The 23,459-nt window shown below is 75.1% G+C and carries 23 protein-coding genes, 3 tRNA genes and 1 pseudogene; 14 read left to right on the top strand and 13 right to left on the bottom strand.

What is annotated here, in order from left to right:
* Window positions 1–280 precede the first annotated feature (280 nt).
* The 10 genes from K1J50_RS00795 (at window position 281) to pcaB (ending at window position 9,690) form a co-directional block, all read left to right on the top strand.
* Entirely contained in the window at window positions 281–1,396 is a 1,116-nt protein-coding gene (locus K1J50_RS00795; protein WP_220115528.1) for a glutathionylspermidine synthase family protein, read from the top strand.
* Window positions 1,397–1,436: 40 nt separating this feature from the next.
* Window positions 1,437–1,841: a DUF350 domain-containing protein gene (locus K1J50_RS00800; protein ID WP_220115529.1), complete on the top strand. Its 405-nt coding sequence runs from the start codon at window positions 1,437–1,439 to the stop codon at window positions 1,839–1,841.
* Window positions 1,842–1,993: 152 nt separating this feature from the next.
* Window positions 1,994–2,440 (top strand): succinate dehydrogenase, cytochrome b556 subunit, encoded by a 447-nt coding sequence (sdhC, locus tag K1J50_RS00805; RefSeq protein WP_220115530.1) that lies wholly within the window; start codon window positions 1,994–1,996, stop codon window positions 2,438–2,440.
* A 27-nt stretch (window positions 2,441–2,467) separates the two neighbouring features.
* A complete protein-coding gene (gene sdhD / locus K1J50_RS00810) occupies window positions 2,468–2,890 on the top strand; it encodes a succinate dehydrogenase, hydrophobic membrane anchor protein (RefSeq protein WP_220115531.1) in 423 nt (140 codons plus the stop codon).
* Between the two features lie 160 nt (window positions 2,891–3,050).
* A complete protein-coding gene (gene sdhA / locus K1J50_RS00815; protein ID WP_220115532.1) occupies window positions 3,051–4,862 on the top strand; it encodes a succinate dehydrogenase flavoprotein subunit in 1,812 nt (603 codons plus the stop codon).
* Window positions 4,863–4,878: 16 nt separating this feature from the next.
* Window positions 4,879–5,661, top strand: coding sequence for a succinate dehydrogenase iron-sulfur subunit (locus tag K1J50_RS00820; protein ID WP_220115533.1), 783 nt, complete (start codon window positions 4,879–4,881; stop codon window positions 5,659–5,661).
* Between the two features lie 338 nt (window positions 5,662–5,999).
* Complete coding sequence (locus K1J50_RS00825; RefSeq protein ID WP_220115534.1) at window positions 6,000–6,218, top strand: DUF2171 domain-containing protein; 219 nt, start codon at window positions 6,000–6,002, stop codon at window positions 6,216–6,218.
* A 157-nt stretch (window positions 6,219–6,375) separates the two neighbouring features.
* Complete coding sequence (locus K1J50_RS00830) at window positions 6,376–7,590, top strand: PQQ-dependent sugar dehydrogenase (protein ID WP_220115535.1); 1,215 nt, start codon at window positions 6,376–6,378, stop codon at window positions 7,588–7,590.
* Window positions 7,587–8,204: a c-type cytochrome gene (locus tag K1J50_RS00835; RefSeq protein WP_220115536.1), complete on the top strand. Its 618-nt coding sequence runs from the start codon at window positions 7,587–7,589 to the stop codon at window positions 8,202–8,204. Before K1J50_RS00830 ends, K1J50_RS00835 begins: the two co-directional genes overlap by 4 nt.
* A 109-nt stretch (window positions 8,205–8,313) precedes the next feature.
* Window positions 8,314–9,690 (top strand): 3-carboxy-cis,cis-muconate cycloisomerase, encoded by a 1,377-nt coding sequence (gene pcaB, locus K1J50_RS00840; protein ID WP_220115537.1) that lies wholly within the window; start codon window positions 8,314–8,316, stop codon window positions 9,688–9,690.
* 111 nt (window positions 9,691–9,801) lie between these two features.
* Here pcaB and K1J50_RS19465 read toward each other — a convergent pair.
* Together K1J50_RS19465 and K1J50_RS00850 are read right to left on the bottom strand one after the other, a co-directional pair.
* Window positions 9,802–10,143 (bottom strand): annotated as a pseudogene (locus K1J50_RS19465) (response regulator); the annotation flags it as partial.
* A 137-nt stretch (window positions 10,144–10,280) separates the two neighbouring features.
* Window positions 10,281–10,946 carry a transglycosylase SLT domain-containing protein gene (locus K1J50_RS00850; RefSeq protein ID WP_255574773.1) on the bottom strand — a complete coding sequence of 222 codons (666 nt, stop codon included), beginning with the start codon at window positions 10,944–10,946 and terminating at the stop codon, window positions 10,281–10,283.
* A gap of 873 nt (window positions 10,947–11,819) precedes the next feature.
* Here K1J50_RS00850 and K1J50_RS00855 point away from each other — a divergent pair.
* Together K1J50_RS00855 and chrA are read left to right on the top strand one after the other, a co-directional pair.
* Window positions 11,820–12,641, top strand: a complete 822-nt coding sequence (locus K1J50_RS00855) for a chromate resistance protein ChrB domain-containing protein (protein ID WP_220115538.1) — start codon at window positions 11,820–11,822, stop codon at window positions 12,639–12,641.
* Window position 12,642: 1 nt separating this feature from the next.
* A complete protein-coding gene (gene chrA, locus K1J50_RS00860; RefSeq protein WP_220115539.1) occupies window positions 12,643–14,037 on the top strand; it encodes a chromate efflux transporter in 1,395 nt (464 codons plus the stop codon).
* Between the two features lie 15 nt (window positions 14,038–14,052).
* Here chrA and K1J50_RS00865 read toward each other — a convergent pair whose 3' ends face one another.
* The 5 genes from K1J50_RS00865 to msrB all read right to left on the bottom strand — a co-directional run bounded on the left by K1J50_RS00865 (window position 14,053) and on the right by msrB (window position 18,644).
* Window positions 14,053–15,165 carry a Kelch repeat-containing protein gene (locus K1J50_RS00865; RefSeq protein ID WP_220115540.1) on the bottom strand — a complete coding sequence of 371 codons (1,113 nt, stop codon included), beginning with the start codon at window positions 15,163–15,165 and terminating at the stop codon, window positions 14,053–14,055.
* 84 nt (window positions 15,166–15,249) lie between these two features.
* Window positions 15,250–16,185, bottom strand: coding sequence for a sterol desaturase family protein (locus K1J50_RS00870; protein ID WP_220115541.1), 936 nt, complete (start codon window positions 16,183–16,185; stop codon window positions 15,250–15,252).
* Window positions 16,186–16,212: 27 nt separating this feature from the next.
* The gene (locus K1J50_RS00875; protein ID WP_220115542.1) at window positions 16,213–17,016 is read right to left on the bottom strand and encodes a polysaccharide deacetylase family protein; all 804 of its coding nucleotides are present in this window, start codon (window positions 17,014–17,016) and stop codon (window positions 16,213–16,215) included.
* Window positions 17,017–17,067: 51 nt separating this feature from the next.
* Complete coding sequence (locus K1J50_RS00880; protein WP_220115543.1) at window positions 17,068–18,030, bottom strand: YncE family protein; 963 nt, start codon at window positions 18,028–18,030, stop codon at window positions 17,068–17,070.
* A 164-nt stretch (window positions 18,031–18,194) separates the two neighbouring features.
* Window positions 18,195–18,644: a peptide-methionine (R)-S-oxide reductase MsrB gene (msrB, locus tag K1J50_RS00885; protein ID WP_220115544.1), complete on the bottom strand. Its 450-nt coding sequence runs from the start codon at window positions 18,642–18,644 to the stop codon at window positions 18,195–18,197.
* Between the two features lie 257 nt (window positions 18,645–18,901).
* On the opposite strand from msrB, the gene K1J50_RS00890 reads away from it, so the two are divergent.
* Together K1J50_RS00890 and K1J50_RS00895 are read left to right on the top strand one after the other, a co-directional pair.
* Entirely contained in the window at window positions 18,902–19,363 is a 462-nt protein-coding gene (locus K1J50_RS00890; RefSeq protein WP_220115545.1) for a MaoC/PaaZ C-terminal domain-containing protein, read from the top strand.
* 68 nt (window positions 19,364–19,431) lie between these two features.
* Entirely contained in the window at window positions 19,432–21,090 is a 1,659-nt protein-coding gene (locus K1J50_RS00895) for a fatty acyl-CoA synthetase (protein WP_220115546.1), read from the top strand.
* A gap of 157 nt (window positions 21,091–21,247) precedes the next feature.
* On the opposite strand, the gene nusG is transcribed toward K1J50_RS00895, so the two are convergent.
* The 6 genes from nusG to K1J50_RS00925 all read right to left on the bottom strand — a co-directional run bounded on the left by nusG (window position 21,248) and on the right by K1J50_RS00925 (window position 23,263).
* A complete protein-coding gene (gene nusG, locus K1J50_RS00900; RefSeq protein ID WP_220115547.1) occupies window positions 21,248–21,784 on the bottom strand; it encodes a transcription termination/antitermination protein NusG in 537 nt (178 codons plus the stop codon).
* A gap of 98 nt (window positions 21,785–21,882) precedes the next feature.
* Entirely contained in the window at window positions 21,883–22,077 is a 195-nt protein-coding gene (gene secE / locus K1J50_RS00905) for a preprotein translocase subunit SecE (RefSeq protein ID WP_220115548.1), read from the bottom strand.
* A gap of 89 nt (window positions 22,078–22,166) precedes the next feature.
* Window positions 22,167–22,243, bottom strand: a tRNA-Trp gene (locus K1J50_RS00910).
* A gap of 225 nt (window positions 22,244–22,468) precedes the next feature.
* Window positions 22,469–22,539, bottom strand: a tRNA-Gly gene (locus tag K1J50_RS00915).
* An 83-nt stretch (window positions 22,540–22,622) separates the two neighbouring features.
* Window positions 22,623–22,705 (bottom strand) — tRNA-Tyr (locus K1J50_RS00920).
* A gap of 105 nt (window positions 22,706–22,810) precedes the next feature.
* The gene (locus K1J50_RS00925) at window positions 22,811–23,263 is read right to left on the bottom strand and encodes a response regulator (RefSeq protein WP_369413494.1); all 453 of its coding nucleotides are present in this window, start codon (window positions 23,261–23,263) and stop codon (window positions 22,811–22,813) included.
* Window positions 23,264–23,459: the final 196 nt, after the last annotated feature.

Below are 23,459 nucleotides of genomic sequence, written 5' to 3' on the forward strand. Positions count from 1 at the left end.
GGCGGTCCTCGGGCCCGGCGGCTGCGGCGACTCCGACCGCGAGGCGTGCGAACGCGCACGCCGCGAGCTGCGCCCCGACGCCGAGCAGATCTGCGCCCGGGCCGCCGCCTCCTCGGGCCATCGCTCCTCCGGCGGTTCCTGGTTCCTCGGCCGCAGCGGCGCCACTGCGCGCACGGCCCCGGCCGCCGGCGGCGGCAGCCCGATTGCGACCTCGGCCCGCGGCGGCTTCGGCAGCACCGCCGCCCGCTTCGGCGCCGGCTCCTGAGCGGGAGGACCCGCGATGCAGCGCCTCCCCCAGGACCCCCGGCCGGACCGGCTGGCGCGCGCCCGGCGCATGGGCTTCGTCTTCGCCGAGATCGAGGGCGAGCCCTACTGGGACGAGACCGCCTACTACCGCTTCGCCGCCGCCGAGGTGGACACGCCGGAGGCGGCCACCGCCGAGCTCGAGGCGCGGATGCGCGAGGCCGCCGACCACGCCGTCCGCCACGGCCTCAACCGCCCGCTCGGCATCCCGGACGGCGCCTGGGCGCTGGTGCGGCGCTCCTGGGAACGGCAGGAGCCCTCGCTCTACGGCCGGATGGACCTGCGCTGGGACGGCGCCGGTCCGCCCAGGCTCCTGGAATACAACGCCGACACCCCGACGGCGCTGTTCGAGGCCGCGGCGGTGCAGTGGGAATGGCTGGAATCGAGCGCCTTCCCCGGGCCCGCGGACCAGTTCAACGCGATCCACGAGCGGCTGATCGCCGCCCGGCCGCGCCTCGGCCTGCCCGGCCGCGTCCATTTCGCCTGCGCCCGCGACTCGGCGGAGGACAGGGGCACGGTGGACTACCTGCGCGACACGGCGCTGCAGGCGGGGCTCGAGGCGCCCTTCCTCCATCTCGACGAGATCGGCTGGGACGGACGCGGCTTCCGCGACCTCGAGGAGCAGCCGATCGCCGCGATCTTCAAGCTCTACCCCTGGGACTGGCCGCTGCGCGAGGCGTTCGGCCGCCACATCGGCGCCGCCGCGACGCGCTGGATCGAGCCCGCCTGGCGCCTGGTGCCGAGCTCCAAGGCCTTCCTCTCGCTGCTCTGGCATCTCTTTCCGGACCACCCGAATCTGCTCCCGGCCTTCCTCGAGCCGGGCCGGACCGGCGGGCCGGAGATCGCGAAGCCGCTGTTCGGGCGCGAGGGGGCGAACATCCTCGCGCCCGGCCTCGGCGAGACGCCCGGGCCCTACGGCGACCAGCCGCGCGTCTGGCAGGCCTATGCCGAGCTGCCGGCCTTCGCCGGACGCTATCCGGTACTCGGGAGCTGGGCGATCGCCGGCGAGCCCGCCGGCCTCGGCATCCGCGAGGACGCGACGCCGATCACCCGCGACAGCAGCCGCTTCGTGCCGCACCTGTTCGCGCCGTGACGGGCCGGCCGATGCGCGCCAGGGGGGACACCACGCCGCCATGACCAGCCTCGCGACCCTGCCGGGATTCCTCACCCATTTCCCTGCCGGCCTGGCGCTGCTCGGCGTCGCCGTGGCCGTGCATGTCCGGGCGACGCCGCATGAGGAGCTGGCGCTGATCCGCCGCGGCAACACCGCCGCCGCGGTCTCGCTCGGCGGCACCGTGCTCGGCTTCGCCGTCCCCCTCGCCGCGGCGATCGCCAGTTCGGCGAACCTGCCGGACGTCGCGGTGTGGGGCGTGGTCGCGCTGCTCGCCCAGCTCGGCGCCTGGTTCGCGGTGGCGCGCCTGCTCGGCTCGATGCGCGCCGCGGCGATGAAGGAGGCGGCGGCGATGGCGCGGGCGGTGCTCAAGGCCGCGGTCGCGATCGCGGCGGGCGTGCTCAATGCCGCGGCGATGACCACCTGACGGCGCGCCCGCGCCGGGCCGGGAGGGGGCGGCCGGACGCTCCGCGTTGACCTCGCGCCGGGACGCGGCATAAAAGCCCTCCGCGAGACCGAGACCTCCGCCGTCCGCACGCCGGCACGACCGCGTTCGGCGGCAACCGGAGCAGCCTGCGCATGAGCATCGTGAAGGACGGCCGGGAGGCGACGATGATCGGCCACCGGTCGGACGGCACCGCGATCCGCCGACCGCTGTCGCCGCATCTGCAGGTCTACGACATGCTGCAGATGAGCAGCGCGCTCTCCATCTCGCATCGCATCACCGGCGTGATCTGGGCGATCGGGCTCCTCTTCCTGGTGTGGTGGCTGGTCGCCGCGGCCGCCGGCCCCGCGGCCTTCGCCGCCGCGCAGTGGTTCTTCTCCTCCTTCCTCGGCGTGGTGCTGCTGCTCGGGCTGACCGCGGCGGCCTGGTTCCACACCCTGAACGGGGTGCGCCACCTCGCCTGGGACGCCGGCTGGGGCTACGAGATCCCGACCATGTACCGCACCGGCCGGGCGGTGCTGGTCGGCACGGCGGCGCTGACGGTCCTCACCTGGATCGTCGTGCTGGTCGCCTTCTTCTGACGGACGCGAAGGACGGGCGCGCCACCCATGGCCAAGGAACTCGCCGAACGCACCACGCTCCGCTCGCCGCTCGGACGGGTTCGGGGACTGGGCGCCTCGAAGTCCGGGGCGCACCACTGGTGGCTGATGCGCGTCACCTCGGTGGCGCTGCTGCCGCTCTCGATCTGGCTGATCTTCGCCCTCGCCGGCCTTGCCGGGGCGAGCCACGCCGAGGCGGCGGCCTTCGTCGGGCGGCCGGTCAACGCGGTGCTGCTGCTCGCCTTCCTCGCCGCCGCCTTCCACCACACCGCCTACGGCGTGCAGGTGATCATCGAGGACTATGTGCGCTCGGAATGGGGCCGGATCGGCGGCATCCTGGCGGTGAAGGGGCTGTGCGCGCTGCTCTGGCTCGCCGCCTCGCTCGCGGTGCTGCGCCTCGCGGTGGGCGGCGTCCCCGCGGCGGCGGGCTGAGGCGGGCGGCCGCCTTGCACGTCGGAAGAAGGCGCGCGGGCCACGCGGCCCCGGCCGCGCGGCCGCGATCGGAGGGATCGGCGCGGCGGCGACGGGGCGGCCTGCGCCGGCTGGCGGAAGCCCCGCGCTGCCGCAACGGAATGGACGGATCGGGCAGGACATGAACGCGATCGGCAAGCCGTCCCGGGGCGCGTACCGGGTGGTGGACCACACCTACGACGTGGTCGTGGTCGGCGCCGGCGGCGCCGGGCTGCGCGCCACCTTCGGCATGGGCGCGGCGGGCCTCAAGACCGCCTGCATCACCAAGGTGTTCCCGACCCGCAGCCACACCGTCGCCGCCCAGGGCGGCATCGGCGCCGCGCTCGGCAATATGGGCGAGGACGACTGGCGCTGGCACATGTACGACACCGTGAAGGGGTCGGACTGGCTCGGCGACCAGGACGCGATCGAGTACATGTGCCGCGAGGCGATCCCGGCGGTGATCGAGCTCGAGCACTACGGCGTCCCGTTCAGCCGCACCGAGGACGGGCGCATCTACCAGCGCCCCTTCGGCGGGCACATGAAGCACTTCGGCAAGGAGCCGGCGATGCGGGCCTGCGCCGCCGCCGACCGCACCGGCCATGCCATCCTGCACACGCTCTACCAGCAGTCCCTCAAGCACGGCTGCGAGTTCTTCGTCGAGTACTTCGCCCTCGACCTCCTCATGGACGACGACGGCACCTGCCGCGGCGTGATCGCCTGGTGCCTGGAGGACGGCACGATCCACCGCTTCCGCGCGCAGCTCACGGTGCTGGCGACGGGCGGCTACGGGCGCGCCTACTTCTCCTGCACCTCCGCCCACACCTGCACCGGCGACGGCAACGCGATGGTGCTGCGCGCCGGCCTGCCGCTGCAGGACCAGGAGTTCGTGCAGTTCCACCCGACCGGCATCTACGGCGCCGGCTGCCTGATCACCGAGGGCGCGCGCGGCGAGGGCGGCTACCTCACCAACTCCGAGGGCGAGCGCTTCATGGAGCGCTACGCGCCGACCGCCAAGGACCTTGCCAGCCGCGACGTGGTCTCGCGCGCCATGAGCATGGAGATCCGCGAGGGCCGCGGTTGCGGGCCGCACAAGGACCACGTGCTGCTGCACCTCGAGCACCTCGGCGCCGACATCCTGCACGAGCGGCTGCCCGGCATCTCCGAGACGGCGAAGATCTTCGCCGGCGTGGACGTGACCAAGGAGCCGATCCCGGTGCTGCCCACCGTGCACTACAACATGGGCGGCATCCCGACCAACATCCACACCGAGGTGCTGGACCCGACCCCGGACGACGAGGACCGCGTCGTGCCCGGCCTGATGGCGGTGGGCGAGGCGGCGTGCGTCTCGGTGCACGGCGCCAACCGGCTCGGCACCAACTCGCTGCTCGACCTCGTGGTGTTCGGCCGCGCCGCGGCGCACCGCGCCGCCGAGATCGTCAGGCCCGGCGCGCGCCAGCCGCCGCTTCCGCCCGGCGCCGGCGAGCAGTCGCTCGACCGCCTCGACCGGCTGCGCCACGCCAAGGGCGGCACGCCGACGGCCGAGCTGCGCCTGCAGATGCAGCGCACCATGCAGACCCACGCCGCGGTATTCCGCACCTCCGCGCTGCTGCGCGAAGGGGTGGAGAAGATGCGCAAGATCTGGGCGGGGATGAGCGACCTGCGCGTCACCGACCGCTCGATGATCTGGAACAGCGACCTCGTCGAGACGCTCGAGCTCGAGAACCTGATGGGCAACGCGATGACGACCATCGTCTCCGCCGAGGCCCGCAAGGAGAGCCGCGGCGCCCACGCGCACGAGGACTACCCGGAGCGCGACGACGAGAACTGGCTCAAGCACACCCTCGCCTGGTGCGACGCGGAGGGGAACGTGCGCCTCGGCTACCGCGGCGTGAAGCTGCGCACCCTCACCAACGAGGTGCAGGTCTTCCCCCCGAAGGCCCGGGTCTACTGAGGAAAGACGGCGCACGATGGCCACCTTCACCCTGCCCAGGAACTCCCAGATCCGCGAGGGCAAGACCTGGCGCGCCCCGGCCGGGGCGAAGAACGTCCGCAACTTCAGGATCTACCGCTGGGACCCCGACAGCGGCGAAAACCCGCGCCTCGACACCTACGAGATCGACCTCGACGCCTGCGGGCCGATGGTCCTCGACGCGCTGATCAAGATCAAGAACGAGGTGGACAGCACCCTCACCTTCCGCCGGAGCTGCCGCGAGGGCATCTGCGGCTCCTGCGCGATGAACATCGACGGGCTGAACACCCTCGCCTGCCTCAAGCCGATCGAGGACATCCAGGGCGATGTGCGCATCTACCCGCTGCCGCACATGCCCGTGGTGAAGGACCTGGTGCCGGACCTCGGCCAGGTCTACGCCCAGTACCGCCTGATCGAGCCCTGGCTGAAGGCCGACAGTCCGCCGCCGCCCGACGCCGAGCGGCGCCAGAGCAAGGAGGAGCGGGCGAAGCTCGACGGCCTCTGGGAGTGCATCCTCTGCTTCTGCTGCTCCACCGCCTGCCCCTCCTACTGGTGGAACGGCGACCGCTATCTCGGCCCGGCGATCCTGCTGCAGGCCTATCGCTGGATCGCCGATTCGCGCGACGAGGCGACGGGCGAGCGGCTCGACCAGCTCGACGACTCGTTCCGGCTCTTCCGCTGCCACACCATCATGAACTGCACCCGCACCTGTCCGAAGGGGCTGAACCCGGCGCGGGCGATCGGCGAGATCAAGAAGCTGCTCGTCGAGCGGCAGGGCTGACGCATCGCGCCGCCGGCCGCAGCGGCCGCGGCGCCGTCCTCGCCGGTCCCGCCGCCGGTCCGGGAGCCCCGCTCGCGCAGCGCGCCGGCCGGCGCGCCGTCCGCGCCCGGACGCCGATCGGCGCGAGGCCTCGCGAACCGTCGGCGACCGCCAGGCCGCGATGCCGGCGCAGCCGCGCCGCGCCGGACGCCATCGGCACCGATCCCGCTGCGGAACGCCGCGCATCCGCGGGCCCGCCGCGCCGTTGCCGCCTCCGTGCCCGCCACGTGCCCAGGCGGAGCGAGGACGAGAGGAGAGCGGCCGATGGCGACGATCAATCCCTCGGACATCCGGAGCACATGCCGGTCGTGGGTTCCGACGGCCAGCACGTCGGCACGGTGGACCGCGTGGAGGGCGACCGCATCAAGCTCGCCCGCTCCGACGACCCGCACGGCGCCGGCGGGCACCGTTATCTCCCGCTCGACGCGGTCGCCTCCTGCGATGGCGGGCACGTGACGCTCTCCCTCACGGCCGAGCAGGCGCAGCGCCAGGCGGAGCGCGGCCCCTCGCCCGGCTGAGGCGGGCGCGCCCGGCAGGAGCGCGGTGGCGCGTCCGCCCGTTCCTCAACATTTTGTGATCGAGGCTCGGCTCGCGGAAGGACCGGGCGGGCCCGACACTCCCGCGGGGCTGCAATGCCGCCTCCTTCCCGGCGGCGCAGCCCTGGGGAGACAGTCCATGATCCGCAGAAGCCTTGCATTCGGCCTTGCCGTGGCGCTCGCCGCGTCGGGCGTGGCGTGGGCGCAGCAGCAACAGCAGCAGCCCCCGCCCGCCTGGGCGCAGGGCCGCCCGCCCGAGATGGCGAATTCCCGTCTCGCGCCGCATCCGCCGCGGCTGACCGTCACGCCGCCGGAGCAGGTGCCGGTCGCGGCGCTGCGCGTGCCGGCCGGCTTCCGCGTCGAGCTCTGGGCGCACGGCATCCCGGGCGCGCGCATGATGACGCTCGGCCAGAACGGCACGGTCTTCGTCGGCACGCGCGTCATCGGGCGCGTCTATGCCGTGACCGACGAGGGCGGCCAGCGCCGCGTCCGCACCATCGCCGAGCGGCTCAACCAGCCGAACGGCGTCGCCTTCCGCGACGGCAGCCTCTACGTCATCGCCATCAACCGCGTGCTCCGCTACGACGGCATCGAGGGCCGGCTCGACGATCCCGGCACGCCGGTGGAGCTGACCGCCGCCTTCAACCTGCCGCCGGACGAGCACCACGGCTGGAAATTCGCCGCCTTCTCGCCGGACGGGCGGCTCACCATGAACATCGGCGTGCCCTGCAACATCTGCGAGTTCGACCGCGACCGCTACGGGCTGATCGTCTCCTTCCGTCCCGACGGCTCCGACCGGCGGATCGAGGCGAAGGGCATCCGCAACAGCGTGGGCTTCGACTGGCACCCCGTCACGCGCGAGCTGTGGGCCACCAACAACGGCCGCGACTGGGCCGGCAACGACGTCCCGCCCGACACGCTGCACCGCATCCGCCGCCCCGGCGAGGACCACGGCTTCCCCTTCTGCGTCGGCGACTGGAACGACCCCGCCGTGCCGCGCCGCAACTGCAGCGAGTTCGTCCAGCCCGCCGCCTCGCTCGGGCCGCATGTTGCGGCGCTCGGCATGCGCTTCTACACCGGCGCCATGTTCCCCGAGCAGTATCGCAACCAGATCTTCATCGCCCGCCGCGGCTCCTGGAACCGCGAGCAGCTCATCGGCTACGACGTGGTGGTGGCGAGGCTCGACGCCCAGGGCAACGTGACGGGCATCGAGCCCTTCCTGACCGGCCTGCTCGACCAGGCGAACGACCGCTTCCTCGGCCGCCCCGTGGACGTGCTGCAGCTCCGCGACGGCTCGCTGCTGGTCTCGGACGAGCAGAACGGGGCGATCTACCGCATCTCGCGCGCGCAGTGACCTTTCCGCTGCGGTCCCTGGCGGCGGTCGCCCTCGCGGCCGCCGCCTTTCTCTGCACGGCGGCGGGAGCCGGCGGCAACGACGCCGCGCAGCGGGGAGCCGCGCTGGCCGAGGCGCGCGGCTGCGGCGGCTGCCACGGCGAGCGCGGCCACTCGCCGACCCCGAACGTCCCCTCGCTTGCCGGCCAGCCGCCCGAGGCCATCGTGCTCAACATGATCCTGTTCCGCGAGGGCCTGCGCGACGCGCCGCCGATGCCGGACCTCGCGCGCGACCTGACCGACCGGCAGATCGAGGACCTGGCCGCCTTCTATGCCTCGCTCCCGCCGGGCCCGCCGGAGGACCGCGGCGCTCCCGACCCGGCGCGGATGCGCGAGGGGGCGCTGCTCGCCGAGCGGCTGAACTGCGGCGTGTGCCACCTGCCGGACTATCGCGGACAGAACCAGGTGCCGCGCATCGCCGGCCAGCGCGAGGACTACCTGCTGCTGAGCCTCAGGGGCTACCGCGACGGCACGCGGCGCGGCACGGACACGAACATGAACGCGGTGGTGTACGGGCTGAGCGACGCCCAGCTCGCGGCGCTCGCCCATTACCTGGCGCAGCAGGGGGAACGCTGACCGGCCCTCCGGCGCGCCGCGCGCCGCGGGCGGCGCGGTTGACCGCCGTCCCCCGGCGCGGTTCCCTGCCGCGGCAGGACCCGCCCGACGCGAGGAAGGCCGCACGCGCATGACGCCCGATCCCGTCAACCCCGCCGACCAGGTCGTGCTCGGCGCCCTCTACGGCACCGACGCCATGCGCCGCGTCTTCGGCGAGACCGCGTGGCTCCAGCGCATGCTGGACGTGGAGGCGGCGCTCGCCCGCACGCAGGCGCGGCTCGGCATCATCCCCGAGGACGCGGCGCGCGCCATCGCCGCGGCGGCGCGGGCGGAGAATCTGGACCGCGCCGCGCTCGCCGCCGCGACGCGCAACACCGGCTATCCGGTGGTCGGCCTGGTGCGCCAGCTCAGCGCCCTCGCCGGCGCCGAGGCGGGGCGCTGGACGCACTGGGGCGCCACCACGCAGGACATCATGGACAGCGCGCTGGTGCTGCAGATCCGAGACGCGCTCGACCTGATCGCGCCCGATCTCGACGCGCTCTGCGCCGCGCTCGCCGCGCGGGCGCGCGAGCATCGCGGCACGGTGATGGCGGGGCGGACGCATCTCCAGCACGCGCTGCCCGTCACCTTCGGCTACAAGTGCGCGGTCTGGCTCTCGCCCCTCCTCGCCATGCGCGAGCGCCTCCGGGAACTGCGCCCGCGCGTGCTGCGCCTGCAGTTCGGCGGCGCGGCGGGGACGCTGGCCTCGCTCGGCCCGTGCGGCCTCGAGGTCGCGGCCGGGCTCGCCCGCGAGCTCGGCCTCGCCGAACCCGACATCCCCTGGCATGTGGCGCGCGACGGGCTGGCGGAGACGGTGTGCTGGCTCGGCCTGCTGTGCGGCGCGCTGTCCAAGCTCGCGACCGACGTCATGCTGCTGATGCAGACCGAGGTCGCCGAGGTGGCGGAGCCGCACCAGGAGGGGCGCGGCGGCTCCTCCACCATGCCGCAGAAGCGCAACCCGATCGCCTGCGAGTACGTGCTCGCCCAGTCGCGCGGCGTGCACGCGCTGGTGCCGCAGGTGCTCGCCGCGATGGCGCAGGACCACGAGCGCGCCACCGGCCCGTGGCAGGCGGAGCCGCTGGCGATCCCGCAGGCCTTCCTGCTCGCCCATGGCGCGCTGGCGCAGGCGCGCACGATCGCCGAGGGGATGACGGTGGATGCCGCGCGCATGCGCCGCAACCTGGAGAGCACCGGCGGCCTGATCGTCGCCGAGGCGGTGATGATGGGCCTCGCCCCCCTGCTCGGGCGCGGCGAGGCGCATCACGTCGTGAACCGCGCCTGCGACGTCGCCCGGGCGGAAGGCATCCCGCTCGCCGCGGCGCTCGCGCGCGAGCCGGCGGTCGCGGCGCGGCTCGATGCGGCGGCGCTGGCGCGGCTGACCGATCCGGCGGGCTATCTCGGCGCGGCCGAGGCGTTCGTGGACCGCGTCCTCGCGCGCGCCGCGGCGGCCTCCCTGCCGGCCCGCTGAGGCCGCGGCGCGCGGCCGTCGCTGCCGCGGTGCGGACAGGGCCGCCGGATCGCCGCCGGGCGCGCCGAGCACCTCGCGCAGCACCTGCGCCGCGAAGGAGGAGGTGAAGGGCTTGGCAAGGAAGCGCGCGCCGGGCACCGCCCGCTCCTTGGCCATCGCCGGGTGGCCGCCCGAGGCATAGACGACCGGCAGGCCCGGCCGCAGCACGCGCGCGGCGCGCGCGAGGGCATAGCCGTCGGCGCCGCCGGGCAGGCCGATGTCGGTCAGCACCGCAAGGACGTCACGGCGCGCGCACAGCAGCGCGAGCGCGGCCTGCGCGTCGCCCGCCTCGATCACCGCGAAGCCCGCCTCGGTCAGCCCGTCCGCCAGCGTCAGCCTGACCAGCGGATCGTCCTCGACGACCAGCAGGACCGGCCGGTGCTGAGCCGCTTCCGTGCCCGACACGTCCTTCATCCCGCCCGCGCCGACGGAGAAGATGGGCGCAGGCGCAGCGGCCCGCCGCGCGCGGCGCGTGACGTTGCCGTGATCCGGCGGGCTCGTGATCGGCGAGGACCGGCGGCGGGTGGCGCACCCGTCCGCCCGCCGGCGGCTCACGGCTCGCCGGCGGCCTCGGCGAGCTCGAGCAGCGCCCGGCCGTCGCGCCGCAGCCGCGCCACCGCGGTTCCGCCGTCGCAGCGGGAGCCGTCGAGCACGGACCGGCCCGGCGCCGTCACCTCCATCTTGCCGCGCACCTGGCAGACGACGCGGGCCGAGCTCTGCGGCGAGCCGCCGTGCCAGCGCATCAGGGCGCGCGTCCAGTCGCCGGTGCGCTCGTAGTGGCTGCGCAGGTAGCGCGCCGCCCAGTCGGCGGCGAGCGCGGGATCGAGCGGCCAGTCGCCGCCGCGCGCATGCACGCCCGCGTTCACCTGCACGCAGCCCGCCATCACCTGGCGCCGGCCGAGGAGCGCGCTCCGGTATAGCCGCCGCGCCTCCTCGGCGCTCGCGGGAAAGTAGGAGCGGCCGCCGATGTTCAGCGCGTAGGCGTGCAGCCCGCTCTCGTTGAGCGCGATGGCGACGAGCAGGCCTTCCGGGATGCCGTGCGCGCGTTCCGCCGCACGCACGGCCTCGAGACAGGCGGCGCGCGGCGAGACGATGGCGCGGCGCTCCGGCGACGGCTGCGCCAGCGCCGGCGCGGGAGATGTCGCTGCAAGCATCGTCCCGGCGACCATCGCGCAGCCGAGCGTCGCGCCGAGCACGCGCCGCTGCCTCCATCGCATGGCGCGCGCCCTTGTCCCGTTGCACCGGGCGCCCCGCGGCAACGCACGCGGGCACGCCGCTACCCGTCGCCGGCGCGGGGGCACCGGCGTTCCGTTCGCGGTCGTCATGGCGGCGAGTCGCTAGCATGATCGCACGCCCATGCAAACATTTTCGCGCGGCGCGGCGCGCCACATTTTTGCCACGATGCGTCGTGCGATCCCTGCAGCGCGCGACGTGCCGCGCGCAACGGCATGGTCCTCGCGTGCGCGCATGCCGATCGTGCGATCTTGGCGCGACGCGCCGTGCATCGCGTCCGCGATGCCGCGCACGGCAGGCGCGCGGAAGGTGCGTTGCGCGCCGTCGCGTTCCGCTGCCGCGATCGCACTCCGCACGGAGCCGCGCGGAATGACGCCGCGCCTGCCGCTCCGTCGCCGTCACGCGACGCGCAGCCGCACCGGCGCGACCGCGCGCGGCGGAGGCGGAGGACCGTTGTCCCGCGGCGGGCGCGGACGGCACGCCGCGGCGCAAACGCCGCAGCGGGTCGCGCTCGCGCGCCGCTCCGGCGTGCATCCGACGCGGACGCGCGCGCAGGAAACGCGGGAGGCGGGACGCCGATGCGGTTCGCCGCACCCGGGATCGCGCGGAGGACGCGCCACGATGTGCGGCGACGGACCGTGCGGGCCGGCGGCTGCCTCCTCGCCGTGTCCGCCACGTGCGCGGCAGCGGCGCCGCGCCCGCCTCAACCCGGGCGCGCAGCCCGCGCGCCGGCATCGGCGATCTTGACGGCCTGCCGCCTCTTCAGGGATGCTCATGCACAAGGGGCCGGCCGCGATCGCCCCGTGAGGCGACAGCCGAAGCATCGCGTCCATCTCTCCTCCGGGGAGTGACGCACCATGCCGTCGCCAGACATTCTCACCGCTGCCCGGCTCTCGCGCCTCGTCGGCCTGCCCGGCGCGCCCGTGATCCTCGACGTCCGCACCGAGCAGGACCACGCGGCCGATCCGCGCGCCCTGCCCTGCGCCCTGCGCCGCGATCACCGCTCGGTCGCCGACTGGGCGCCGGAACTCGCCGGACGCCACGTCGCCGTGGTCTGCCAGCGCGGGCTGAAGCTCAGCCAGGGCGTCGCCGCCTGGCTCCGCCACCACGGCGCCCGCGCGGAATCGCTCGATGGCGGCTTCGAGGCCTGGCGCGAGGCCGGCGCCCCGCTCGTCCGCACCGACCGCCTGCCGCCGCGCGACGCGCGGGGCCGCACCGTCTGGGTGACGCGCGCGCGGCCGAAGGTGGACCGCATCGCCTGCCCCTGGCTGATCCGCCGCTTCGTGGACCCCGCCGCGGTGTTCCTCTTCGTCGCCCCGTCCGAGGTGCGCGCCGCCGCGGAACGGTTCGGCGCCGCGCCCTTCGACATCGAGGGCGTGTTCTGGAGCCACCGCGGCGAGGCCTGCACCTTCGACGTGATGCTGGAGGAGTTCGGCCTCGCCGGCGCGGAGCCGCTCGCGCGCCTCGCGGTCATCGTGCGCGGCGCGGACACGGCGCGGCTCGATCTCGCGCCGGAGGCGGCCGGGCTGCTCGCCGCCTCGCTCGGCCTGTCGCGGATGCACCGCGACGACCTCGAGCAGCTCGAGGCCGGGATGGCGCTCTACGATGCCTTCCACCGCTGGGCGCGCGACGCCACGGCCGAGACGCACAACTGGCCGGCGCCGGGCCGGGGCGCGTGACATGCACGCGCCCGTCCGGGATGTCCCGAGGAACGACGGCGCCGCCCGGGCGGCGGCCGGGCAGCGGCCCGCCGCCCCCGCCTTCCCCAGCTTCGCCCAGGCGCTGCGCGTCTGGCTGCGCATCGGCCTGCTCTCCTTCGGGGGCCCCGCGGCGCAGATCGCGGTGATGCACCGCGAGGTGGTGGACGAGCGGCACTGGGTCTCCGACGCGCGGTTCCTACACGCGCTGAACTTCTGCATGCTGCTGCCGGGGCCGGAGGCGACGCAGCTCGCCACCTATCTCGGCTGGCTGCTGCACGGCGTGAAGGGCGGCGTCGCGGCGGGGGTGCTGTTCGTGCTGCCCGGCGCGGCGGTGATGATGGCGCTCAGCGCCATCTATGCGCTCTACGGCGAGGTGCCGCTGATCGCCGCGCTGTTCTTCGGGCTGAAATGCGCCGTGCTGGTGCTGGTGGTGGAGGCGCTGCTCCGCGTCGCGCGGCGCGCGCTGAGGACGCCGCCGGCCTGGCTGCTCGCGGCGGCGGCGTTCCTCGCGCTGTTCGCCTTCTCCGTCCCCTTCCCGGTCGTCGTCCTCGCCGCGGCGGCGATCGGCTACGCGGTGCCGCGGCACTTCCGCGCCGCCGGGCACGGCGCCGCGGCGGACGGCCCGCCGGCGCTGCTCGACGCGGCGCTCGCGGCCGATCCCGGCCGCGTCGCGCGCATGACGGCGGCGGCGCGGCGGGCGGGATTCGCGGCGCTCGCGCTCTGGCTCGCGCCGGTGGCCGCGCTGATGGCGGCCGGCGCGGGGGCGTTCGCCGACATCGCCTGGTTCTTCTCGAAGATGGCGGTCGTCACCGTGGGCGGCGCCTACGCCGTGCTCGCCTATGTCGCGCAGGAGGCGGTGGAGGGCTACGGCTGGCTCGACGCGGGCCAGATGCTCGCCGGCCTCGGCCTCGCCGAGACCACGCCGGGGCCGCTGATTTTGGTGCTGCAGTTCGTCGGCTTCCTCGCCGCCTTCCGCGACGGGGGCCTCTGGGGCGGCGTGCTCGGCGCCATCGTGACGCTCTGGGCGACCTTCGCCCCCTGCTTCGCCTGGATCTTCCTCGGCGCGCCCTTCGTCGAGCGGCTGCACGCGCACCGCGCGCTGACCGGCGCGCTGGCGGCCGTGACGGCGGCGGTGGTCGGGGTGATCCTGAACCTCGCGGTCTGGTTCGGGCTGCGCGTGCTGTTCGGCGCGGTGCGGACGGTGGCGATCGGCCCGCTCGCGCTCGACCTGCCGGTGCCGGGGAGTCTCGATCCGCCGGCGCTCGCGCTGGCGGCGCTGGCAGCGGCCTGCCTGTTCTGGTGGAACCTCGGGCTGGTCCGCACGCTGGGCGTCACGGCGCTCGCCGGCTTCGCCTTCCGGCTGGCGACCGGCTGAGCGGTCCGGCGCCGCTCAGTCGAGGGTGAAGGCCTCGTGCGTCGAGGTCTGCAGCGCGCCGCCGACGACCGGGCCGCCGCCCGCCACATGGATCCACCGCCCGAGCACCGCGGCGCCGAGCCCGTGCCGCGGCGTCGGCATCGGCGCGTGGCTCGCCCAGGTGTCGGTCGCCGGGTCGTAGCTTTCCATCTGGCCGTGCACCGTGCCGGTGAGGCGGCCGTTCTCGAACCGCCCGGTCTCGCCGCCCATGGCGAAGAGGCGCCCGTCGAGCACGACGAGGCCGTGGCCGGAACGCGGCGTCGGCATCGGCGCGCGCTCCTCCCAGGTGTCGCGGTCCGGCAGGTACACGTGGTGCAGGCCGGTGTTGTACTCGAAGGTGTTGAAGCGCCCGCCGATCAGGTGGATGCGGCCCGCATGGGCGACCGCGCCGGCGTGGTCGCGCGCGCCGGGCAGCGGCTTGCGGATCTCCCAGCGGTCCGCCCGCGGGTCGTACACCTCGTGCCAGCCGACGCTGGCACGCTCGCGCTCGGGGTCGGAAGCGCCGCCGATGTGGTGGATGCGGCCGTCCAGCGCGACCACCGCGCCGGCGCCGCGCGGGCGCGGCAGCGGCGCGATCCGGTCCCAGCGGTCGGCGGCGATGTCGTACACGAAGGCGTCGGCGTGGGCGCCGCGGTTCTGGCCCGTGAACCCGCCGAGCGCGTAGATGCGCCCGGCATCGGCGACGACGCCGACATGGTTGGCGCCGCGCGGCAGCGGCGCGGCCTGGTGCCAGCGGTCCTCGCGCGGGTCGTAGACGTGGTGGTAGGGCCGGTCCACCGCGCCCTCGCCGTAGCCGCCGATCACGTGCATCCGCCCCTCCCAGGCGGTGGCCCAGGCCATCTCGCTGCGCGGGACGGGCAGCGGCGCGCGCGCCACCCAGCGGCCCGGCCGGCCGGGCGGCGCCGGACTCGCGACGACGCGCTGGGCGAGCTGCTCGGGCGTGAGGCCGGGCGGCGTCGGCCCGCGCAGCGCGCGGAGCTGCTCCGGCGGGACCGGCAGGCCGTGGTGCGGCGCGGTCTGCGCGGCGGCGGCGCGCGCGCCGAGCGCGAGCCCGGCGACGCCCGAGGCGAGCAGGGTGCGGCGATGCATGGCGGACGGCTCCCGGACAACAGGCGGCTCGCCCGAGCCTAGGGCGACACGCCCGCCCCGGCCAAGACGCCGCGCGGATGCGCCTCAGCGTCCGGCGATCGCCGCCGCCATGCGCCGCAGTCCGGCCACCTGCTGGCGCCACCAGCCGCCCCTCACCAGCGCCTCCGGCGCCTCCGGGTCGCCGGTGCGCGGATAGACCTCGCGGCGGAAGTCGGCGGTGCCGAACAGCCAGTCCCAGAGCGGCAGCAGGGTGGCGTAGTTCCTGCCCTGCTCGCCGGCCGAGAGCTCGCCGTGGTGCAGGCGGTGGAAGCGGGGCGAGACCAGCAGCCGCTCGCCGAGCCGGCCGAAGGAGAGGCGCACATTGGCGTGGCTCAGGCTCTCGGCGAGCCGCAGCACCAGCACCACCACCGGGAACTGCCCGGGCGGCACGCCGATCAGCAGCGCCAGCCCGCCGAACCACAGCGCCGCGAGCACCTCGTCCAGCACGTGGTTGCGGTCGTCGGTCCAGAACGTCATCTGGCGCTGCGCGTGGTGGATCGAGTGCAGCGCCCACCACCAGCGGAAGCGGTGCTGCAGGCGGTGGCGCCAGTACTCGCCGAAGTCGAGCACGACGATGTAGAGCAGCAGCGCCCAGAAGGGATGCTCGCGCAGCCAGGGCAGCAGCGTCTCGAGGGTGGGAGGGACGAAGCCGGAATCGGCGATCCACCCCTCCCAGCGCGCCTGCAGGCTGGCGAACAGCACGAAGGCGAGCATCGGCAGCAGGCCGAGGCGCGTGAGCAGCGTATAGACCACGTCGGTGCGCACCGGCGCGCCGTCGTCCCAGCGCTCGACCGGGCGCCACAGCTCGAGCGGCCGGCAGACGGCATAGACGACGCCGATCGTCACCAGCCCGAACAGCGCGAAGTCGAGCCACTGGTAGGCGTCGTCGGCCCAGTCCATCAGGCCGAGCGCGTAGAGGACGGGCTGGATCGCCTGCTCGAAGATCCAGCCGGTGGCGGTGGCGTAGAGGTCCTGCAGCATGGGCGGTTCCGTCCTCGCGCCTCCTCCCTAACGGCCTCGTGGCGGCAGCGTGTCGAAACAGAAACCCCTGGCCTGGAGGCCCTCGATCAGCGGCTCGAGCACCGCGGCGAAGGGCTCGCGCCGGCCGCGCACGCCCCAGTGCATCACCAGCACCTCGCCGTCGCGCACGGTGCGCAGGGCGCGGGCCAGCAGCGCGGCATTGGGGTGGCGGTCGGAGGGCAGCTCGTCGCCGAGGAAGCCGTGCGCGGTCCAGCCCTGGTGCGTCAGGCCGCAGGCGCGCGCCATCGCCAGCGCCCCCGGCGTGGCGATGCCGCCCGGGGCGCGCCACAGCGGCAGCACCCGCGCCTCCGGCGCCAGCTCGCGCAGGCGGCGGAGCGGGCGCTGCAGCTCCTCGCACAGCGCCGCCTGGTCGAGCAGCTCGGCCGCCCGGCCGTCGCGCGCGGCGTAGCGCACCCGCCCCGGCCCGGCATCGCCGCGGAAGTACCAGTGCCGCCAGGTGTGGCTGGCGAAGGCGTGGCCCTCGGCGGCGCGCGCGCGCCAGAATTCGCCCCAGGAGTCGGAGAGCGTGGTGTCGCCGCGCCAGCTCGGCTCGTCGGCGACGAAGAGCGTGGCGCGCACGCCGCGGCGGCGGAGGATGTCGGCGATCCGCTCCGCCTCGCGCGACCAGCCCGTGTCGATCGTGAGGTAGAGCGTGCCGGCCGGGCAGGGTCGGGGCGGCGCCGGCTGCGCGCCGGCGGGACCGGACGCGGCGAGCAGCGCCGCGGCCGCCACGGCAAGCCGCCGCCGCGCCGTCCTCACCGCCGCCCGTCCCCGCCGCGCGGGCGGAAGCATGGCCGCATCGTCACGGTCCGCATCCGCGCACCGGCCGGCGCGCCCGCCGCCTCATCCGCCGCCGCGCGGCTGGACGAAGATGCCATGCGGGCTGCGCCCCACGCGGATCGTCTCGACCTGCGCGGTGCGCGGGTCGATCACCGCGACGCGCTGGATCCAGCGCAGGGTGACCCAGAGCCGCCCCTCCGGGTCGAAGGCGATGCAGTCCGGCCCGCCCGGCAGATCCCAGCGGTGCAGCGCCTCCAGCGTGGCGGCGTCGAGCGCGGTGATGCGGCTGTCCACCCGGCTGGTGGCGTAGAGGACGCGCCCGTCCGGCGCGGCGAAGATGGTGTGCGCCCCGCGCCCGACCGGGATGGTCCGCTCCACCTGCCGCGTCTCGGGATCGAGCACGGCGAAGTGGTCGGCGCCCATGATGCCGACGATCAGCTTGCCGCGGTGCCAGAGGATGCCCGCAGGCTCGCGCCCGACCTCGGCCTGCCAGACCGGCTGGCGCGTCTCCAGGCTGATCGCCACCACCGACCGGCTGCCCTGCAGCGTCACGTAGACCATGCGGCTGTCGGGACGGAAGGCGAGGTGGCTCGGCTTGTCCGGCAGGCGCAGGCGCTGCAGCAGGGTCGGCCCCTCGGCGTCGTAGATGTCCACCTGGTCGCGCCGCAGCGAGGCGATCACCAGGAACTTCCCGTCCGGCGAGTAGTCGAGATGGTAGGGGTTGCTGATCCGCTCCCGCCGCTGCAGCGCGCCGGTGGCGGGGTCGAGGAACAGCAGCTCGTTCCCGCCCGAATCGGCGACGACGAGCGAGCGGCGGTCCGGCGTCAGCACCAGGTGGTGGGTCTCGCGCAGCACCGGGATGCGGCGCACCTCCTCGCGCGTGGCGCCGTCGAGGACGGTGATCGAGGCGTCGCCGGAGTTGAGCACATAGACGATGTCCGCCCCGGCCGGCCCGGCCCGGCCGAGCAGCGGCGCAGCGAGGGCGAGCAGCAGGGCGGCACGGCGGATGGTCTGGGGAGGCCGCATGGCGGCTCCATCGGGCTGGGCAGCGGGTTGTGGCCGCATCATTCCTGACGCGCCGGCGCGGCGCGTTCAAGCGCCCCCGGCGCGCCGGCCCCTCCCGCCCGGGAACTCCGCCGCGCCGCCGCGGCGCGCCCGCGGCGGGAGCCGCGCCCCGGCCCCGGCGCGGGTCAGCCGTCGGCCGGCTCGAAGCGCAGGGCGACGCCGTTCATGCAGTAGCGCAGCCCGGTCGGCGGCGGCCCGTCCGGGAAGACGTGGCCGAGATGGCCGCCGCAGCGCGCGCAATGGACCTCGGTGCGGGTCATGAGGAGGCGGCGGTCCACCGAGGTGCCGACGGCGCCCTCGAGGGGCTGCCAGAAGCTCGGCCAGCCGGTGCCGCTCTCGAATTTCGCGCCCGAGTCGAACAGCGCGTTGCCGCAGCCGGCGCAGACGAAGGTGCCGCGCCGCTTCTCCGCGTTGAGAGGGCTGCTCCCGGCGCGTTCCGTGCCGTGCTGGCGCAGCACGCGGAACTGCTCCGGCGTGAGCTGCGCGCGCCATTCGGCCTCCGACTTGCGGACCGCGAAGGCGGCCTCGCCCGCCCCCTCCGCGCCGCCACCGCCGCGATCGCGCCTGAACAGCATGGGCCGGTCTCCTCCTTGCATTGCCTTGCCGGTCTCGGGCGCCAATTGGGGGCGGCGGCGGCCCGCCGCCAGCGCCGCCGCCCGCTTCCGGCCCCCGGCACGGCGCCGCCCGGTCGCCGCCGCGGCCCGGAGTCCGCCCCGGCCGCTTGCCGGAGGCGGCGCGATCGCGCAGATCTTGCGGCGCGCCCGCCGCCGGGCGTCCGCGCCTGTCCCCTTGGTTCGCCGGCACGGCCCGGCGGCCCGCCGCCCCGCACCGCATGACCACGCCAGCGACGATCCCGCCCCTCCGCTCGCTCGACGAGCTCGCCCCCGGCCAGACCTACGACCTCGGCGGCTTCGCGCTGAGCGAGGCGGAGGTGATCGAGTTCGCCCGGCGCTACGACCCGCAGCCCTTCCACCTCGACCGCGAGGCGGCGCGGGAGAGCCTGTTCGGCGAGCTGGTGGCGAGCGGCCTGCACACCCTCGCCGCGACCTTCGGGCATCTGATGCGGAGCGGCTGGCTCGCCGCGGTCTCGCTCGGCGGCAACCGGATCGACACGCGCTGGCCGGCGCCGCTCCGCCCCGGGGAGCCGGTGCGGCTGAAGGTGGAGGTGCTGGAGGTGCAGCCCTCGCGCTCCGGCCGCCCGCTCGGGGTGGCGAAGCTGCGCTACCTGCTCGCACGCGAGGCGGACGGCGTGGTGGTGCTGGACTCGGTCGGGACGCACTTCCTGCGGCGCTGAGCGTCGCCCGCGTCCTCTGCTATCCTCGCCCCGCGTCGGCTCGGAGAGGCGGACCGGGGAGGAGAGGGATGACGGCGGGAAGCGAAGCGGCCCAGCAGCAGCGCGCGAGGCGCAACACGATCGGCGACGCGCTGCGGCGCTCCGCCCGGCGGTTCCGCGACCGGCCGGCGCTCCGCTTCGGCGAGCGGCTGTGGAGCTACGCCGCGCTCGACCTCGCCGCCGACCGGGTGGCGCGCTGCCTGCTGGCGCAGGGCCTGAAGCCCGGCGACCGCGTGCTCGCCTACGGGCGCAACTCCGACGGCTACCTGCTCGCCTGGCTCGGCTGCGCGCGGGCGGGGCTGATCCACGTGCCGGCCAATTTCGCGCTGACCGCGGGCGAGCTCGAGCACATCGCGCGCCAGTCCGGCGCCGCGGCGCTGCTCACCCAGCCGGCGCTGAGGGCGACCGCGGAGGCGGTGCGCGGCCGACTCGGCATCGCCGTCGCCGGCACGCTCGAGGAGGGCGCCGCCGGGCCGGGCGAGTTCGACGTGCTGGCCGCGGCAGGGGATGCGCGCTGGGGCGGGCCCGGCGACCCGCCGCCGGGCGAGGCGGTGCGCGACGAGGACGTGGCGCAGCTCCTCTACACCTCGGGCACCACCGGCCTGCCCAAGGGCGCGATGATGACCCACCGCGCCCTGCTCGCCGAATACATGAGCTGCATCGTCGAGCTGGAGTTCGCCGGCGAGGACCGGGTGCTGGCCAGCCTGCCGCTCTACCACTCGGCGCAGATGCACTGCTTCACCATGCCGCAGCTCCTGGTCGGCGCCTCGATCGTGCTGATCGAGGCGCCGGAGCCCGCGCGCGTGCTGGAGCTGATCGAGCGGCACCGGATCAGCTCCTTCTTCGCCCCGCCCACGGTCTGGATCGGCCTGCTGCGGCACCCGGACTTCGCCCGGCGCGACCTGCGCTCGCTGCGCAAGATCTACTACGGCGCCTCGATCATGCCGGTGCCGGTGCTGCAGGAGCTGCGCGAGCGCCTGCCCGGCGTGCGGCCCTTCAACTGCTACGGCCAGAGCGAGATCGCCCCGCTCGCCACCGTCCTCAGGCCGGAGGAGCACGACGCCCGCCCCGGCTCGGTCGGCCGGCCGATCCTTAACGTCGAGACGCGGGTGGTGGACGCCGCGATGCGCGACGTGGCGCCGGGCGAGCGCGGCGAGATCGTGCACCGCTCGCCCCAGCTCCTGGTCGGCTACTGGGACAACCCGGAGGAGACGGCGCGCGCCTTCGCGGGCGGCTGGTTCCACTCCGGCGACGTCGCCGAGGTGGACGCGGAGGGATACCTCTACATCGTCGACCGCACCAAGGACCTGATCAACACCGGCGGCGTGCTGGTGGCGAGCCGCGAGGTGGAGGAGGCGCTGTTCACCCACCCCGCGGTCGCCGAGGTGGCGGTGATCGCGGTGCCCGACCCGCGCTGGATCGAGGCGGTGACGGCCGTGGTGGTGCCGCGCGCCGAGGCGGCCGGCCTCGCGCCGGAGGAGATCGAGCGCGCGCTGATCGCCCACGCGCGCGAGCGTCTCGCGCCGTACAAGGTGCCGAAGCGGGTGATCGTGACCGACGCGCTGCCGAAGAACACCGCGGGCAAGCTGCTCAAGCGCGAGCTGCGGGCGCGCTATGCGGGGACGGGCGATGCGGCGCTGGGGCGCGACCTCGCCGCGCCGGCCGCGGCGGACGGCGGCCGCCGCTAGGGCGGCTCCGGGACGGCCGGGCGTCGGCCGGGCGCGTGGCTCGGCCCGGCAAGCGACGGGCCGGAGCCGCTGCCGCGGGCACCGCCGGGCGGGAGCGGCTCCGGGCCGGGCGGAGCGGCGGGGGGCGGCGTGTCGGCGCGCCCTCCCGCGTCGCGCCTCAGATCTTCTCCACCTGGCCGTATTCCAGCTCCACCGGCGTGGCGCGGCCGAAGATGCTGACCGAGACCTTCACCCGGCCGCGCTCCTCGTCCACCTCCTCGACCACGCCGACGAAGCTGGTGAAGGGGCCGTCGGCGACGCGCACCTGCTCGCCCACCTCGAACACCACGCTCGGGCGGCGCGGCTTCTCCACCCCCTCCTGCACCTGCTTGAGCAGGCGCTGCGCCTCGGCCTCGCGGATCGGCGTCGGGCGGTTGCGCTCGCCGAGGAAGCCGGTGACCTTGGGCGTGTTCTTGATCAGGTGCCAGACGTCGTCGGTCATCTCCGTCTTCACCAGCACGTAGCCGGGGAAGAACTTGCGCTCCGTCTCGACCTTCTGGCCGCGGCGCACCTCGGTGACCGGCTCGGCCGGAACCAGGACTTCCTCGATCTTGTCGGCGAGGCCCTTCTGCGCCGCCTGCTCCTTGATCTGCTGGGCGATCTTCTTCTCGAAGCCCGAATAGACGTGGATGACGTACCACTTCTTCTCGGCCATGGCGGCTCGCTTGCGCCTCCCTCATCCTGCGACCCGGCCGGCATCGCCACGCGCCCCTGGCGCCGCGACAGGCCGGCCGCGCCGCACCCGCCCGGGCATCAGCCGAGCCCGAACACGCCGCGCATGACCTGCGAGATCACCAGGTCCACCACCAGGAAGAACAGCGCGGCGAGCGCCGACATCCCGAGCACCAGGCCGGTGGTGATCAGCGTCTCCTTGCGCGTGGGCCAGGTGACCCGGTTCACCTCCTGGCGCACCTCGCGGATGAACTGCGCGGGGTCGAGCTTGGCCAAGTCCCAATCCTTCAACGAAAGCCGGGCGGCGCCCGCAGGGGCGCCGCCCCGGAGAAACGTCCCGGTCCGCGCGGCCGCCGGATTGGCGCTGGCAGGGGCGGAGGGTCTCGAACCCCCAACCTCCGGTTTTGGAGACCGGCGCTCTAGCCAATTGAGCTACGCCCCTCCACGCGCCGCCCGGCCGACCGGGCCGCGCGCGAAGGCCGGTCTATAGGTCAGTGCCGCAGGGCTGTCGAGGGCGGCACCGGCGCGCATGGCGGATGCGGCGCACCGCGCGGCCGGCGTCCGGCCGACGCCTCGCGCCCCCGGCGGCGCCATCGGGAGCGGATCCGGCAGCGTGCAGCGGGCGCCGTTCCCGGCGCGACGGGGCCGGCGGCGGCGCGGGCGAAAGAGCGGGTGACGGGAATCGAACCCGCACAACCAGCTTGGAAGGCTGGGGCTCTACCATTGAGCTACACCCGCGGCGTCCCGGGACCGCCGCCGCGTCCCCGGCGGGAGCGACCGCCGCGCTCCGCGGCGTCGTCCCTTGGCACCCGCCGATCCTATGGAGGGGGTTGGATTCGAACCAACGTAGGCGTGCGCCAACGGATTTACAGTCCGTCCCCTTTAGCCGCTCGGGCACCCCTCCGCAGGGACCGGCGAACCGGCGGGAGCGCGCGGGACTATCGCCTTTGGGGGCCGGCTGTCAACGCGGCACCACGCCGCGGCCCGCCGCCCGGCTCGCCCCTCCGGCTCAGCCGACCGCCGCCAGGCACGCCTGCCCGGCCAGCACGCGCCGCACCGCCTCGATCAGCCGCTCCGGCGCGAAGGGCTTGGCGAGCAGCGCGAAGGGCTCGGCCGGCGAGCCCGGTCCGCCGATCAGCGCGTCCCCGTCCTCGGAAGGCAGGCGCCCGGTCATGACCACCACCGGCAGAGCGGGGCGGCCGGCGCGCAGCCGCCGGATCAATTCCCGCCCCCCGAGGCGCGGCATGTCGAGGTCGGTCAGCAGCACGTCCACGTGCCGGCGCCCCGCCCGCTCCAGCGCCTCGAGCCCGTCGGCGGCGAGAACGACCTCGAAGCCCTCGGCCGCCAGCAGGTCGCCCAGCAGCCCGGCGAGCAGCGCCTCGTCCTCCGCCAGCAGCACCACCCGGCGCCGCGCCGCCGGACGCGTGCGGAATGCCGGCAGCGCTCGTGTGACAATCCTCACGACGGTACTCCGAGCAACCAATGCCTCGGTTGTGGATTATCGGTTCAACCGCAGGTCATCGCACGTCACGGTTGCGAGAGAACGCAACGAATCGGGAGAACGGCGAAACGCCGGCGCCGGAGCGCCGCTTGCCAGGACGGCGCCACGGGGCAGGATGACCGCGCCATGCGACACCCCCCTTCGCGCCGCCGCGGCG

Source organism: Caldovatus aquaticus, assembly GCF_019458025.1.
Classification (GTDB): Bacteria; Pseudomonadota; Alphaproteobacteria; order Acetobacterales; family Acetobacteraceae; genus Caldovatus; species Caldovatus aquaticus.

What these genes read in the sequence shown, in the direction of transcription:
- K1J50_RS00890 (WP_220115545.1), top strand. Translation starts at nt 18,902, where the DNA reads ATGACCACGCCAGCGACGATCCCGCCCCTCCGCTCGCTCGACGAGCTC.
- chrA (WP_220115539.1), top strand. Translation starts at nt 12,643, where the DNA reads ATGCACGCGCCCGTCCGGGATGTCCCGAGGAACGACGGCGCCGCCCGG.
- nusG (WP_220115547.1), bottom strand. Translation starts at nt 21,784, where the DNA reads ATGGCCGAGAAGAAGTGGTACGTCATCCACGTCTATTCGGGCTTCGAG.
- K1J50_RS00870 (WP_220115541.1), bottom strand. Translation starts at nt 16,185, where the DNA reads ATGCTGCAGGACCTCTACGCCACCGCCACCGGCTGGATCTTCGAGCAG.
- K1J50_RS00830 (WP_220115535.1), top strand. Translation starts at nt 6,376, where the DNA reads ATGATCCGCAGAAGCCTTGCATTCGGCCTTGCCGTGGCGCTCGCCGCG.
- K1J50_RS00895 (WP_220115546.1), top strand. Translation starts at nt 19,432, where the DNA reads ATGACGGCGGGAAGCGAAGCGGCCCAGCAGCAGCGCGCGAGGCGCAAC.
- K1J50_RS00850 (WP_255574773.1), bottom strand. Translation starts at nt 10,946, where the DNA reads ATGCGATGGAGGCAGCGGCGCGTGCTCGGCGCGACGCTCGGCTGCGCG.
- sdhA (WP_220115532.1), top strand. Translation starts at nt 3,051, where the DNA reads ATGAACGCGATCGGCAAGCCGTCCCGGGGCGCGTACCGGGTGGTGGAC.
- K1J50_RS00820 (WP_220115533.1), top strand. Translation starts at nt 4,879, where the DNA reads ATGGCCACCTTCACCCTGCCCAGGAACTCCCAGATCCGCGAGGGCAAG.
- K1J50_RS00795 (WP_220115528.1), top strand. Translation starts at nt 281, where the DNA reads ATGCAGCGCCTCCCCCAGGACCCCCGGCCGGACCGGCTGGCGCGCGCC.
- K1J50_RS00800 (WP_220115529.1), top strand. Translation starts at nt 1,437, where the DNA reads ATGACCAGCCTCGCGACCCTGCCGGGATTCCTCACCCATTTCCCTGCC.
- K1J50_RS00825 (WP_220115534.1), top strand. Translation starts at nt 6,000, where the DNA reads ATGCCGGTCGTGGGTTCCGACGGCCAGCACGTCGGCACGGTGGACCGC.
- K1J50_RS00875 (WP_220115542.1), bottom strand. Translation starts at nt 17,016, where the DNA reads ATGCTTCCGCCCGCGCGGCGGGGACGGGCGGCGGTGAGGACGGCGCGG.
- K1J50_RS00880 (WP_220115543.1), bottom strand. Translation starts at nt 18,030, where the DNA reads ATGCGGCCTCCCCAGACCATCCGCCGTGCCGCCCTGCTGCTCGCCCTC.
- pcaB (WP_220115537.1), top strand. Translation starts at nt 8,314, where the DNA reads ATGACGCCCGATCCCGTCAACCCCGCCGACCAGGTCGTGCTCGGCGCC.
- K1J50_RS00855 (WP_220115538.1), top strand. Translation starts at nt 11,820, where the DNA reads ATGCCGTCGCCAGACATTCTCACCGCTGCCCGGCTCTCGCGCCTCGTC.
- K1J50_RS00865 (WP_220115540.1), bottom strand. Translation starts at nt 15,165, where the DNA reads ATGCATCGCCGCACCCTGCTCGCCTCGGGCGTCGCCGGGCTCGCGCTC.
- msrB (WP_220115544.1), bottom strand. Translation starts at nt 18,644, where the DNA reads ATGCTGTTCAGGCGCGATCGCGGCGGTGGCGGCGCGGAGGGGGCGGGC.
- sdhD (WP_220115531.1), top strand. Translation starts at nt 2,468, where the DNA reads ATGGCCAAGGAACTCGCCGAACGCACCACGCTCCGCTCGCCGCTCGGA.
- sdhC (WP_220115530.1), top strand. Translation starts at nt 1,994, where the DNA reads ATGAGCATCGTGAAGGACGGCCGGGAGGCGACGATGATCGGCCACCGG.